General features: G+C 63.5%; 10 protein-coding genes and 1 riboswitch. Of the genes, 6 read left to right on the top strand and 4 right to left on the bottom strand.

Annotated features, from left to right (window positions below; all coding sequences use genetic code 11):
* The first annotated feature begins 163 nt into the window (after positions 1-163).
* The 5 genes from IE158_RS09770 to IE158_RS09750 all read left to right on the top strand — a co-directional run bounded on the left by IE158_RS09770 (position 164) and on the right by IE158_RS09750 (position 6,079).
* On the top strand, positions 164-466 hold the full coding sequence (locus IE158_RS09770; protein ID WP_189643510.1) for a WGxxGxxG family protein: 303 nt from the start codon (positions 164-166) through the stop codon (positions 464-466).
* Between the two features lie 275 nt (positions 467-741).
* Positions 742-1,797, top strand: a complete 1,056-nt coding sequence (locus IE158_RS09765; RefSeq protein ID WP_189643508.1) for a DUF475 domain-containing protein — start codon at positions 742-744, stop codon at positions 1,795-1,797.
* A gap of 393 nt (positions 1,798-2,190) precedes the next feature.
* Positions 2,191-3,510 carry a hemolysin family protein gene (locus IE158_RS09760; protein WP_189643506.1) on the top strand — a complete coding sequence of 440 codons (1,320 nt, stop codon included), beginning with the start codon at positions 2,191-2,193 and terminating at the stop codon, positions 3,508-3,510.
* On the top strand, positions 3,507-4,841 hold the full coding sequence (locus IE158_RS09755; protein ID WP_189643505.1) for a hemolysin family protein: 1,335 nt from the start codon (positions 3,507-3,509) through the stop codon (positions 4,839-4,841). Before IE158_RS09760 ends, IE158_RS09755 begins: the two co-directional genes overlap by 4 nt.
* 191 nt (positions 4,842-5,032) lie before the next feature.
* Complete coding sequence (locus IE158_RS09750) at positions 5,033-6,079, top strand: LLM class flavin-dependent oxidoreductase (protein WP_189643503.1); 1,047 nt, start codon at positions 5,033-5,035, stop codon at positions 6,077-6,079.
* A gap of 97 nt (positions 6,080-6,176) precedes the next feature.
* On the opposite strand, the gene IE158_RS09745 is transcribed toward IE158_RS09750, so the two are convergent.
* The 4 genes from IE158_RS09745 to IE158_RS09730 all read right to left on the bottom strand — a co-directional run bounded on the left by IE158_RS09745 (position 6,177) and on the right by IE158_RS09730 (position 9,819).
* A complete protein-coding gene (locus tag IE158_RS09745) occupies positions 6,177-6,944 on the bottom strand; it encodes a MetQ/NlpA family ABC transporter substrate-binding protein (RefSeq protein ID WP_189643514.1) in 768 nt (255 codons plus the stop codon).
* Positions 6,945-7,154: 210 nt separating this feature from the next.
* Positions 7,155-8,084, bottom strand: a complete 930-nt coding sequence (locus IE158_RS09740) for a MetQ/NlpA family ABC transporter substrate-binding protein (protein WP_229839042.1) — start codon at positions 8,082-8,084, stop codon at positions 7,155-7,157.
* 68 nt (positions 8,085-8,152) lie between these two features.
* On the bottom strand, positions 8,153-8,812 hold the full coding sequence (locus IE158_RS09735) for a methionine ABC transporter permease (protein ID WP_189643502.1): 660 nt from the start codon (positions 8,810-8,812) through the stop codon (positions 8,153-8,155).
* Positions 8,809-9,819 carry a methionine ABC transporter ATP-binding protein gene (locus tag IE158_RS09730; RefSeq protein ID WP_189643500.1) on the bottom strand — a complete coding sequence of 337 codons (1,011 nt, stop codon included), beginning with the start codon at positions 9,817-9,819 and terminating at the stop codon, positions 8,809-8,811. The genes IE158_RS09735 and IE158_RS09730 overlap by 4 nt, the downstream gene beginning before the upstream one ends.
* A 158-nt stretch (positions 9,820-9,977) precedes the next feature.
* Positions 9,978-10,100, bottom strand: a riboswitch (SAM riboswitch).
* Positions 10,101-10,321: 221 nt separating this feature from the next.
* On the opposite strand from IE158_RS09730, the gene IE158_RS09725 reads away from it, so the two are divergent.
* Positions 10,322-12,796 carry a beta-glucosidase family protein gene (locus IE158_RS09725; RefSeq protein WP_189643498.1) on the top strand — a complete coding sequence of 825 codons (2,475 nt, stop codon included), beginning with the start codon at positions 10,322-10,324 and terminating at the stop codon, positions 12,794-12,796.
* The last annotated feature ends 34 nt before the right edge of the window (positions 12,797-12,830 follow it).

Genomic DNA, 12,830 nt, shown 5'->3' with positions numbered 1-12,830 from the left:
GGACCTCTTGAGGACTCCATTTCCTGCGCCAGGAGGGGCCGAAAGGCAACCTGTCAGGTACTGAGCCCTGAGGCCACACACTGCTACTCAGCAGCCGGAACACTATGCCCTGCGATTTGAGCAGGAGCGCCTGTTCCGGCCCACCGAAAGAGGAGATAACACCATGAAAAAAGTAACCGCTCTGCTGCTGACTGGCCTGCTGGCCGCCCCTATGACCGCCGCTGCTCAGACTCAGTCCACCAGCGAAACCACCACCACCACCTCCACCCCTGTGACCACCACCACTGTCGAACGCGAAAACGACGGCTTTGACTGGGGTTGGCTGGGTCTGCTGGGTCTGGCCGGTCTGGCCGGTGCTCGCCGCCGTGAGCCCGAGCACGTGGTCCGCACTGCTCCTGTGCACACCACCCCCACCCACACTACCCATACCACGACCACCCACAATAACGACACCACCCGCCGCTAAGCGGTTGACTGCCAAGTTCAGTCACCAGCAGGTTCCTCTAGGGGAGCCTGTTTTTTTTGTGCTCTTTTCTCGGTAGGGGTGACCTGCAAAGAGTAGCTGCTCATGCACTGCTCTGCACTGCTTTGGCGCGGGGTCAACCCACTGCCGCTGAGCGGAGTAAACTGGGCCGTTTGAAATAGGGCCATTTAAACTGGAGCTATTTGTAGGTTGTAGGAACTGGCTAAAAGTGTTGCTGGGCAGAAGCCGGGCAAGCTGGGGCAGGTGCAGGAGGCGGGATGAAAGTATTCAGGGAGTTTTTTGGGTTTGCGTCGCTGGTGACGCTGGTGTGCTTGGCTGTGGCGGCCTGGGACGGGTATACCCGTGGGGGCGGTCTTCAGGCGATGTGGCAGGCGCTGGCCATTGCGGTGCTGCTTGGCGTGCTTGAGATATCGCTTTCGTTCGACAACGCAGTGGTCAATGCCACCGTCCTGCGGACCATGTCGCAGAAGTGGCAGCAGCGCTTCCTGACGTGGGGCATCTTGATCGCCGTATTCGGGATGCGTTTTATCTTTCCTATCCTGATTGTGGCGCTTTCGGCGGGCCTGGGCTTTGGCGAAGTGGTGCGTGAGGCGTTCACCAACCCCGACCTATACGCTGAGCATCTGGAAAAGGCCCATGTGACCATCAGCGCTTTTGGTGGAGCCTTTTTGATGATGGTGTTCCTGAAGTACTTTATGGACGCCGCCAAAGACGTTCACTGGCTCCGGCATACCGAGCGGCTGCTGGCCCGCGCAGGCAAGCTGGATTCTATTCAGGGCATCATCGTGGGGACGTTGCTGCTCCTGCTGGTCCACTACACGGTGGCCCCAGCGGAACAGTTGTCGGCGCTGAGCGCCGGGTTGGTCGGTCTGCTGGTGTATCTGGTCATGGATACCATCAGCAATCTGTTTGAGATGGACGGTCTGACCGAAAAAAGCGGTGCAGCGGGCGCATCGGCCTTCTTGTATCTGGAAATTCTGGATGCTTCGTTTTCGCTGGACGGCGTTATCGGTGCTTTTGCCCTGACCAAAGACGTGGTGCTGATTGCCGCTGGCCTGACCATCGGGGCCATCTTCGTGCGTTCGCTGACCATCATGATGGTCAAAAAGGGCACGCTGGACGCCTACCGCTTCTTGGAACACGGTGCCCACTACGGCATTGGCGCACTGGCGACCATCATGCTGCTGAGCATGAACCGCGAAGTCCATATTCCCGAGCTTGTCACTGGCCTGATTGGGGCTGGTTTTATTGGGCTGGCGATTTGGAGCAGCCTCCAGGCCAACAAGCGTGACCGTCACGCTCAGCTAAACTGAACTGCCCCCTCACCCCTTAGCTTCATTGCTGCATTCCCGGCCCACATGGCAAGTGGGCCTCTTTGCTGTACCTGTCCTGGTCAGGATTGTCCTGCTGTGCCTGCGGTGCTCTCTTCGGGGCACCAGTGCCAGAGCCAAAGTTGGCAGGGCCAAAGTCAGCAGGGCGGAAGTCGTCAGGGCTGGGGGCATTTTCCCAGCATTTCGTAAACATCGGGCGACTGTCTTAGAGGTCAATTCTCTATAATGCCTCCTGATGATTCTGCTTGGCAGTGACAGCGGAGAGCCTTCGAGTTCCCGCTCCAGTTCTTCTCCGACTTTGCTGGACCTTGGCTGCGCCCCGCGTAACTTGCTAAAGGCCCGTGCTCCTGGCCTCTTGGGTGGCTGGAGGCAAGCATGACTGCGGCGGCCTTGCCACTGCTCATTTTGCTGCTGATGGTGGCCATCAACGCTCTGTACGTCGCTGCCGAGTTCGCTACGGTGTCTTCTCGCCGCTCACGGGTTCAGGAGATGGCCGAGAACGGCAACGCTGCCGCTGCTGATCTGAGCGTCATTTTGCGTGACAGTCAGAAGTTGGATACCTATGTGGCGGCCTGCCAGATTGGAATCACCCTGAGTAGCCTGGTGGCAGGTGCTTTTGGACAGTCACGGCTTTCGCCCTTGCTGACGCCGTATTTGGGTGCTTTCGGTGGGGCAGCTGCGTCCACTGTGCTTGTGCTGCTGCTGATCACGGTGCTTCAGGTGGTGCTGGGAGAGCTGCTGCCCAAGACGGTGGCGCTGCGTTACCCCGAGCAACTTTCGCTGGCAGTTCTGCGGCCTATGCAGCTGTCGCTGCTGCTGTTTCGCCCACTGATTCTGCTGTTTAATGGCACAGCATTCGGCGTGATGAAGCTGCTTGGCTTGAATGCTGATCATAGTCATTCTCATGTGCACTCGCCGGATGAGCTTGAAGGGCTGTTCAAAGCGAGCGCGGCTGGAGGGCTGATTGACGCCGCCGAGCGGGATATGGTCGCCGGGGTTTTCAGCATTGAGGACCGGGTGGTCCGCGAGATCATGACGCCGCGTATCCGGGTGACGGCGGTGCGTGCCGAGCTGGGGGTCAAAGATGCGCTGCGCGAACTGGCTGGAACGCCCTACACGCGCTTTCCAGTGGTCGGGGACTCGGTGGATGACCTGCGCGGCATGGTCTCGCTGCGGCGCTTGTACCAGATGTCTGAAGCCGCGCCGGACGTGCCGGTATCGCAAGTGATGACCCCCCCGCTGGTCGTGGCCGATGCTATGCCCGTCGGTGACCTGTGGCGCAAGCTGAGCGAGACAGGTCGCCCCAACGCCGTCGTGGTTGATGAATACGGCGGTGTGGCGGGTTTTGTGACACTGGAAGACGTGCTGGAAGAGATTTTCGGGGAAATGCAAGATGAGTTTGACCAGGAAGATGACCTGATTACGCAAAATGGCAGCCGAATCACGGCGCGCGGTGACGTGCTGCTGGAAGTGCTGAATGACCGCTATTCGCTGGACCTGCCCGCCGATGAGGTGGATACCGTCAGTGGCCTGATGTGGAGCGAACTGGGCCGCTTGCCCGCCGTGGACGATCAGGTGGTGCTTGGTGACCTGGTCGTGCGGGTCGAAGCGATGGACCGCCGCGCCGTGCGCCGGGTGAGCTTTGATTTGCCCAGCTCGGCCCTGAACGCCAACGCCCCGGAGGTACGGTCATGAGCGACTTGCTGAGCTATGTGGTGCCGCTGTTGGTCATCTTGGTGCTGGTGGTGCTGAACGGGCTTTTTGTAACTGCGGAGTTCTCGCTGGTCGGTTCGCGCCGTAGCCGGATCGCGGCCTTTGCTGAGTCGGGGAGCAGTGCGGCGCAGCAGATGCTAAAAGTGTTTGACCAGCCGATGGGCAAGGACCGCTACGTGGCGGTGGCCCAACTGGGAATTACGCTGGCCTCTATCGGGCTGGGGATGTACGGCGAGCAGCAGGTGGCTGGCTGGCTCTATCACCCACTGGAAGAAGGCGGCCTGACCTACGGCCAAGCCCACACACTGGGTACGGTGATCAGCCTCAGCCTGATTACGTTTATGCATGTGGTGTTCGGGGAAATGATTCCTAAGGCGCTGGCCCTGCAAACGCCTGAGCAGGTCAGCCTGAAAATCTATCCGCTGATGCGTGTCTTCGCGTTTGTGTTCCGTCCGCTGGTGACGCTGCTGAACTGGATTGCGGTCAGCTTGATGCACCTGCTGGGGATCAAAGACCCAGGCGATAACGCTTCGCTGTATACCTCCAAGGAACTTTCGATTCTGACTGAGGAGAGCACCGAGGGCGGACAGTTGGCTGAGGGGCAGCGCGACCTGATTCAGAACATCTTCGCATTGGAAGAACGCACCGCCGAGGAATTGATGACTCCGCGTACCCGCATTGAGGCCCTGGATGTACAGACCAGTCCACAGGAAATCAGCGACCTGATTGTGCGCTCGCCGCGCAGCCGCTATCCGGTCTACGACGGGAGCTTGGATCAGGTGGTGGGTGTACTGCTCGCTAAGGACTTTATTCGGGCGCGGGTTCGTGGGCAGGTGCCTCCGCTCCGTCAGCTGGTGCGGCGTCTGAGTAGTGTTTCGGCCACTGCTTCGGCTGAAGACCTGCTGGCCCTTTTCAAGCGTGAGCGTATGCACGCCGCCCTGGTGGTAGACGAGTACGGCGGCACGATGGGCCTGGTGACGATGGACGACCTGATCGCTGATGTGGTCGAAGACGAAGACCCGCTGCTGAGCGACTGGATCAAGGTCCAGAGTGACGGCTCGCTGCTCCTTGACGGCGAGGTGACCCTCTCCGAGTTGCGCGACGATCACGGCATTGCTATCGAGAGTGAAGAAGCCACCACCATTGCGGGTGTGCTCCTGGCTGAACACGGCACGCTGCCCAGTGCAGGTACTGCGGTGAGTGTGCCTGGCTACGATCTGAGTGCCGAGGAGGTCCAGGGGCTCAAGATCACGCGCGTGTTGCTGCGTCCGCGTCCCGAAGGAGAGCCGGAAGTTGTGGAAGTGATCTCCTGACCCTCACTGGGGCTGGTTGGCGGAGAGCCTCAGCTTTGTAGGGGAGAGGCTGGAGCAGTCTGAAGCGCAGGCCCGCACTTGAGAAGGTGCGGGCCTGCGCCATCTCCAGGTCACACTTTCTTTGACCGGGCTAAGGCGGATATCCCAGCTCAGCCCACTTTGTCTTCGACAGGGCAGGCATAAAACGGGGTATGACCGATCTTCCCCTTTCCGTGCTGGACCTGTTTCCGGTCAGTGAGGCCATGACCGCAGGTGAGGCGTTGGAGCACAGTCTCCGCTTGGCCGAGCTGGCCGACACCGCTGGCTACGCCCGCTACTGGGTGGCCGAGCACCACAACACCGAGACATTTATCAGCGCGTCCACGGAGATTCTGCTCGGCCTGGCTGCGCAGCGTACGCGCCGCATTCGTGTGGGGTCCGGCGGGATCATGCTGCCCAATCACTCGCCACTGAAGGTGGCCGAAAACTTTCTGACCCTGGAAGCCTTGTTCCCTGGCCGGATTGACCTGGGCCTGGGCCGTGCGCCGGGCACCGATGGCCGCACAGCGCTGGCCCTGCGCCGCGCCCCGGATGCGCTGGCAACCGACGACTTTGGCAAGCAGATTGCCATGCTGCGTGCCTTTGCCGGGGAAGCAGAGTGGCCCATGACTTCGCCGTTCAGCGCCGTGCGGGCTTATCCCCAGGGAACCCTGCCCCCGCTGTACATTCTGGGGTCCAGTCTGTTCGGTGCCCAGTTGGCCGGGGAGCTGGGCCGTCCCTACGCATTTGCCTATCACTTCAGCGGGTTTGACCCCCGCGAAGCGCTGGACACCTACCGCCGCCACTTCCAGCCCAGCGAACATCTGGCCGCGCCATACGCCATTCTGGGCGTGAATGTGGTGGCTGCTGAAGACTCGGCCCAAGCCCATGAATTGTCGCTGACCAGCGCGGCCCTGGCCCTGGGCATCGCTTCAGGACGCCGTGGACCGCTGATGAGTCCCGCGGATGCCCGCCGGTGGTTGGAGCAGATGGAAGTCGCGCCGCAGCAACTGCTGGGCAAGGCTGTGATTGGCAGTGGGGCCGAGGTCTGGGCTGGGTTGCAGGCCCTGGCCGAGCGAACGGGGGCCCAGGAGCTGATGATCACAACTCACATTCATGACCCGGCAGCCCGGCGCCGTAGCTATGAGCTGCTGGCTCAGGCGGCGGGCCTGACAGGCTCAGTGCCCGCTGCGGTTGAGCAGACCCTGACTTTGGGCTAAGCTTGGCTTCGGCGCGGCGCTGACCGACCTCCGCCTGCAAGGCCAAGGCCCCGGCTGCACTGGTCAGCCGGGGCCTGAAATTTGGATTCCAGCCGGTTTAGAACGCGGGTACCACTGCGCCTTTGTACTTGTCCAGAAGGAATTGGCGCACTTCTTCGCTTTGTAGGGCTTGTGCCAGCTGCTGCACCCGGGGGTCATTCAGCATCTCAGGTTTGCCCGCCAGGAAGTTGGCATAGGGGCTGTCTGCGTCTTCTAGCAGCAACGAGTCTTCCAGCGGGCTCAACTCCGCTTCCAGGGCGTAGTTGGTGTTGATGACCGCCGCGTCCACATCGGCCAGCGAACGCGGAAGCTGGGCAGGCTCCAGCTCGCGGAACTTCAGATTCTTGGGGTTGTCCGTGATATCCAGCACCGTGGCGCTGATGCCCGCTTCAGGCTTGACGGTGAGCAGTCCGCCTTTTTCCAGCAGTTTCAGGGCGCGGCCCGAGTTGCTGGGATCACTGGAAATGGCGATGGTCGCGCTGTCTGGCAGAGCGCTTAGCTCATTGTATTTCTCACTGTAGAGGCCCAGCGGCTCCACATGAATCTTGGGTCCGCCGACGATGCCCAGGGGGCGGTCAGCCTGGAACTCATCCAGATAAGGCTGGTGCTGGAAATAGTTCAGGTCAATGCTGCCTTCGCCCAGCGCCACATTGGGCTGCACATAGTCGGTGAATTCCACGATTTGCAGGTCCAGGCCCTCGGCAGCCAGCTTCGGCTTGACGAATTCCAGAATCTCCGCGTGTGGCACTGGGTTGGCCCCTACGCGCAACACGCCGCCTGCGCCGGTGGTTGCCGGGCTGGTGGCGGTGCCGGACGCCTCACCCATAGCCGCAGCGCTGGCGGTCTGTGCGGTGGAAGTGGCCGTAGTGCTGACGGTGGTTGCTGTGCTGGTCGTCGTTTCGGTGCTCTGCGGAGCCGTGCAGCCAGCCAGCAGGAGGGTAAGGGTCAAAGCAGGTACACAAGAGCGGATAGAGCGGAGAGTGGTCATGATTCAGGGTTCCTTTCAACGTGAAAGTGAGTGAGGGAAAAGCAGGATTCAGAAGGCAGGAATGATGCTGCCACCGTACTTTTGCAGCAGCCAGTCACGCACTTCTGGTGTGGTCAGGGCGTCGGCCAGGCGGGTGATGTTGGGGTCGCTTTGGCGGTCCTGCGTGGTCGCCAGGACATTGACATAAGGGCTGTCCTTTTCCTCGTGCAAGATGGCGTCCTTGGCAGGGTTGAGGCCCACTTCCAGCGCGTAGTTGCCGTTGACGATAGAGGCGTCGGTGTCCGCCAGGGAGCGGGGGAGCTGCGCGGCTTCCAGCTCCAAGAACTTGAAGCCTCTGGAGTTGTCCGCGATGGCGTCCAGGCCCGCGTTGGCTCCTGCGTCCGGCTTCAGGGTGATCAGGCCGCCTTGCTGCAAAAGGAGCAGGGCGCGGGCCTCGTTGCTGGGGTCGTTGGGCACGGCGATGGTGGCTCCGTCCGGCAGTTCGGCCAGAGCTCCGACTTTCTCGCTGTACAGGCCCAGTGCGGGCAGATAAATGGGGCGCACCGGCACGATGTTCAGGGGCCGGTCCGCCTGGAAGCTGTCCAGATAAGGCTGATGCTGAAACAGGTTGGCGTCCAGGCTGCCTTCGCCCAGGGCGGTGTTGGGCGTCACGTAATCGGTGAACTCGGTGATTTCCAGGGTGATGCCTTGCTCGGCCAGTTTTGGCTTGATAAATTCCAGCAACTCGCCTGCGGGCACGGGCGTCGCCCCGACGCGTAGGGTGACTGCTTCGCCGCTGGCGGGGGTAGGTGCAGCGGCGCTGGCGGTTTCTCCGCTGGCCGTTTGGGCATTGGCAGCGCTGGTTGTCTGAGTGCTGGCTGCTTGGGTCTGGGCTGTGCTTACAGTTGCAGCGCTGGTCGTTTGGGTTTGGGTGGTCTGGCTGTCGCAGGCGGCCAGCAGCGTCAGGCTGAGGGCAGTGACAAGGGATAAGTGGCGCATGGAAAGACTCCTTCTTGGTTATTGACGGGTGGCATGTGAAGACGGGTGGGCCAGGGTGGTTCTAGCGGTCAGCGGTGGTCGGCGCGGTGCTCGGCCCGGTCTCCCAGCCACTGCACCAGCTGCACCAGCAGCAACAGGACGGCGACAGTCACGGTCATGGTGGCGGTATCAAAGCGGTGGTAGCCGTAGCGAATCGCCAGGTCACCCAGGCCGCCCGCACCGATGGCCCCGGCCACAGCGGAGTATCCCAGCAAGCTGATGACCAGCACGGTAAAGGCATGCAGCAGCCCCGGCAGGGCTTCGGGCAGCAGCACTTTGGTGACAATCTGACTGGTGGTGGCCCCCATCGCCCGCGCCGCTTCGGTCACGCCAGCGGGCACTTCGCGCAGCGAACCTTCGACCAGCCGCGCCAGAAAAGGAACCGCCGCCACGGTCAGCGGCACGATGGCTGCCGTGCTACCGATAGACGTGCCCACCAGCAAGCGGGTCAGCGGAATTAGCACAATCATCAGGATGATGAAGGGAAAGGACCGACCTATGTTGACGACTGCGTCCAGCACCCGGAACAGTGCCGGGTTGGGTGTCAGGCCACCGGGGCGGGTCAGGGTCAACCACACGCCCAGCGCCGTACCCAGCAGTTGCCCCAGCAGGGCAGAGGGAAGCACCATCCATAGGGTTTCGAGCGTGGCTTTCCACAGCAGCGGCCAGACGGTCGGGTCCAGGGTCATGCGACTTCCTCCGCTTGAGGCTGGAGCTGTCCCAGCAGGCGGTCCGCGCTGAGGTGTTGCGGCACGCCCAGCCAGACCAGCACCTGCTGACGCCCGCCGATCACCGTAGGTTGGGCTTCTACCACGCGGCCACCCAGTGCGGCCAATCGTCCCAGCGTGGCGGCGTCCAGGGCAGGCAGGGTCAGTTGCTGGAGGGTCTCGCCGGGGGCCAGCTCGGCCAGCGGCTGGTGGGCTCCCAGCAGGGCGCGGGTGGTGGCGTGCTGGGGGTTGGCGAGGACCCGGCCCGTCTCGCCGCTCTCGACCAGGCGGCCATGGTCCAAGACAGCCACATGGGTGGTGGCGCTGCGGACCACTTCCATCTGGTGGGTCACGATGATCAGGGTCAGGTCGCGCTCCTGCTGGATGCGGGTCAGCAGGCTCAGGATGCTGGCGCTGGTTTCGGGGTCCAGGGCGCTGGTGGCTTCGTCGGCCAGCAGCAGCTCAGGGCCAGTGACCAGCGCACGGGCAATGCCCACCCGCTGTTTCTGGCCGCCTGAGAGCTGCGCCGGGTAGCGGTCCTCAAACCCGCTCAGGCCCACCTGCGCCAGAGTGTCCCGCGCCTGCGCCTCGCGCTTCACTTTGGGCACACCGGCAAATTCCAGCGGCAGCGCTACATTTTGCAGGGCGGTGCGCTGGGCAAGCAGATTGAAGTGCTGGAACACCAGTCCCGTGCGCGCCTGACGCTGGCGGCGCTGCGCCGGGGACAGGGTCAGCAGGTTCTCGCCGCCCAGGTGCAGCTCGCCGCTGTCCGGGGTGTCCAGGCCGCTCAGCAGCCGCACCAGGGTGCTTTTGCCTGCGCCGCTGCGCCCGATGATGCCGGTGCGGCTGCCCCGGGGCACGTGCAGTGTGAAGTCTTCCAGGGCCGTGTGGCCGCCGAATCTTTTGGTGATACCGCGCAGTTCGAGAGCAGCGCTGGCCGGAGCCGCTGCAGGACTGGAAACGTGGGTGAGGGGAGTCGCTATGGTCACGGCATACCTCTTCGTGAGTGAGCGGTCAGCGGAACGGAGGCCACCGGCGACTATGGCCGGAGCAATAGAAAAACGTTCCCTTTCCTGGGCGTCAAAACTCGGAAGGGAACGCTTACAACTCTGTTCTCGCTTGGCACGGCCCGCAGGCATGCCCCCTTCCCTTATCGTTCCCGTCGCTTCACATCGTGATTCACGCGGGCTGGCGGAGCACCTTGGCCGTAATGAGGGCCGGTTGCTGCGGTGGTTGTCGGGCCAGATCCCTACACCGCTCTGGATAAAGGTTGCGACCCACGTATGGGGGTCTGAAGGGGGAGTGTAGTCGCTGCCCTGGGGAACTGTCAAGCGCTGGAACTCGGGCCAGCGAAGGAGGAAACAGGCGTGAGGCTCCGCAGGGCACGCCATTGACCGTTCGCTGGCCCTGCGCCCTCTGGTCCTGGCTGGTGTTTGCGCTCTGTCCAGGACAGCGCTGCGTGTGTGGGCCGCCCGCTAAACTACCAGGACGATGCCCCACCCATCAGCTGCTGTTCCGACTCCACTGCCCGCCGACGACTTTCAGACCTGCTTGCGCCGCGCCCAGGCTTTGCCACTCCCCGAAGTGCTGGCCCTGCTCTCAGGGCGCGACTACTGGCACACCCAGGCTGCTGGGGGGGTGCGGGCGCTACGCATGACCGATGGGCCACACGGCATCCGTCGTCAGCTGGGCGACCAGACCACCTCTAACCTGAACAACAGCGTGCCCGCCACCTGCTACCCCACCGCCTCGGCGCTGGCGGCCAGCTGGAACCCGCTGCTGCTGCGCGAAGTAGGGGAGATGCTGGGCCGCGAGGGGCGCGAGCAGGGCGTGGACGTGCTGCTGGGGCCAGGGCTGAATCTCAAGCGCTCGCCGCTGTGTGGCCGCAACTTCGAATATTTTTCCGAAGACCCGCTGCTTTCGGGCGACCTGGCCGCCGCCTGGGTGAGTGGCATTCAGAGTCAGGGTGTGGGGGCCAGCCTCAAGCACTTTGCCGCCAACAACCAGGAATACCGCCGCATGTCCATTGACGCGGTGGTCGATGAGCGGGCGCTGCGTGAGCTGTATCTGTCCGGGTTTGAAACAGCGGTGCGGGAGGCCCAGCCCTGGACCGTGATGGCCGCCTACAACGGGCTGAATGGCCGCTTTTGCTGCGAGTCGCCGTGGCTGCTTGAGGGCGTGCTGCGCCGCGAGTGGGGCTATGACGGCCTGGTGGTCAGCGACTGGGGCGCCGTGAGTGACCGGGCTGCGGCCTTCCGCAGTGGGCTGAACCTGGACATGCCGGGCGTGTCGGCCCTGACGGCCCCTGCCCTGGAAGTGGCCCTGCAAGAAGGCCGCGTGCAGGAGGCTGAGCTGCGCCGCGCCGCCGCCCGCGTGCTGCAACTGGTCGCCCGCGCTGACTTGGCCCAGGCGGAGGAAGCTGAGCCATTTGACCCGGAAGCGGCGCATGCCCTGGCCCGCAAAGCTGCGGTTCAGGGAAGTGTGCTGCTGAAAAATGACCCGCTTGACGGTGCGCCGCTCCTGCCACTGCGGGCGGGGCAGCGGCTGGCCGTGATCGGTGCGTTTGCCGCGCAGCCACGCTATCAGGGGGCCGGGAGCTCGCAGTTGGTGCCCCGGCAGCTGGATATCCCGCTGGACGCCCTGCGGGGAGCGTTCGGCGCGGAGTGGGTCAGTTACGCGGCGGGGTATCCGCGCCTCGGAGACCAGAGTGACCCGGAGCTGCTCGCCGAAGCGGTGCGGTTGGCGGCAGAGGCCGATGTGGTGGTGGCCTTTGTGGGGCTGCCCGAAGCGTTTGAGGTAGAGGGCATTGACCGCCAGCACCTCGGTCTGCCCGCCAGCCACAACGAGCTGATAGAGCAGCTGCTGGTGTCCAATCCCAACTTGGTGGTCGTCTTGCAGGGCGGCGCTCCAGTAGAACTGCCCTGGGCCGAGCGGGTGCCCGCCATTCTCAATGCCTACTTGGGCGGGCAAGCGGGCGGCAGCGCCGCCGCAGACCTGCTCAGCGGCGCGGAAAATCCGAGTGGGCGGCTGGCCGAAAGCTGGGCCGCCGCGCTGGAGCACTGGCCGTCCAGCGACCAGTACCCTGGCGGTCCCCGCACGGTGGAATACCGCGAGAGCCTGCTGCTGGGCTACCGCTATTTTGACCGGCCAGACGTGCAGGTGCCTGTGCCCTTTCCCTTTGGTCACGGCCTGAGCTACACCCGTTTTCGCTACTCGGACGCCCGGCCTGCCGCTGACGGACGCTCCGTCACGCTCAGGGTGACCAATGTGGGTGACCGGGCCGGTGCTGAGGTGGTGCAGCTGTACCTGCGCCGCTCCCAGGCCTCTTCGGCGGTGCTGCGTCCCGGTCAGGCACTGGCGGCGTACGCACGAGTAGACTTGGCTCCCGGCAAGGCTCAGGACGTGACGCTGCACCTGCCTCAGCGCGCTTTTGCCCACTACGATCCCTTTTGGGGGCGCTGGCGGACCGAGGCTGGTGAGTGGCAGGTGCGGATTGGCGCATCGTCGCGGGATATCCGGGTGGAGTACCGCCTAGAGGTGGCGGGCGAGACGCTGCGGGACGAAGTGCCTGCCAGCTACCGCCAGCTCAGCTTCCCGCTGCGGGTCCGCCGCCCCGATTTCCAGGCGCTGTATGGCCGCCCGCTGCCGGACAACCGCGATTACCGCAGCGGCATGTACAACGCCAACACGCCGCTTGACGCGATGCAGGAGCACCCGCTGGCTGTGGGCCTGTTCCAGCTGTTGGTCTGGCATCAGCGAGACCTGGTGGGCGACACCGGAGCCAGCATGAATGCCCCACACAACCTGCGCCAGCTGCCCCTGCGGGCCATGACCATGAACCCGGGCTTGACCGCCAACCCTCCGCTTGCCCGCTTTCTGGCCGAGATCATGAACGGCCACTATGGCCGCGCCCTGCGCGAGCTGAGGCTGGCGCTGCGGCGCAGCTGGCACAAGCGCCGGGGTTGAGTTGAGCAGAACGGTTGAGCAGAACAAAGGTGAG

The sequence above is a fragment of the Deinococcus piscis genome (assembly GCF_014653275.1).
Lineage (GTDB): Bacteria > Deinococcota > Deinococci > Deinococcales > Deinococcaceae > Deinococcus > Deinococcus piscis.
This window is presented reverse-complemented; position numbering and strand designations above follow the sequence as displayed.

Bases quoted from the DNA above. Each gene is read 5' to 3' on its own strand.
- IE158_RS09760 (WP_189643506.1), top strand. From the start codon at position 2,191: ATGACTGCGGCGGCCTTGCCACTGCTCATTTTGCTGCTGATGGTGGCC.
- IE158_RS09755 (WP_189643505.1), top strand. From the start codon at position 3,507: ATGAGCGACTTGCTGAGCTATGTGGTGCCGCTGTTGGTCATCTTGGTG.
- IE158_RS09765 (WP_189643508.1), top strand. From the start codon at position 742: ATGAAAGTATTCAGGGAGTTTTTTGGGTTTGCGTCGCTGGTGACGCTG.
- IE158_RS09770 (WP_189643510.1), top strand. From the start codon at position 164: ATGAAAAAAGTAACCGCTCTGCTGCTGACTGGCCTGCTGGCCGCCCCT.
- IE158_RS09735 (WP_189643502.1), bottom strand. From the start codon at position 8,812: ATGACCCTGGACCCGACCGTCTGGCCGCTGCTGTGGAAAGCCACGCTC.
- IE158_RS09745 (WP_189643514.1), bottom strand. From the start codon at position 6,944: ATGGGTGAGGCGTCCGGCACCGCCACCAGCCCGGCAACCACCGGCGCA.
- IE158_RS09750 (WP_189643503.1), top strand. From the start codon at position 5,033: ATGACCGATCTTCCCCTTTCCGTGCTGGACCTGTTTCCGGTCAGTGAG.
- IE158_RS09725 (WP_189643498.1), top strand. From the start codon at position 10,322: ATGCCCCACCCATCAGCTGCTGTTCCGACTCCACTGCCCGCCGACGAC.
- IE158_RS09740 (WP_229839042.1), bottom strand. From the start codon at position 8,084: ATGCGCCACTTATCCCTTGTCACTGCCCTCAGCCTGACGCTGCTGGCC.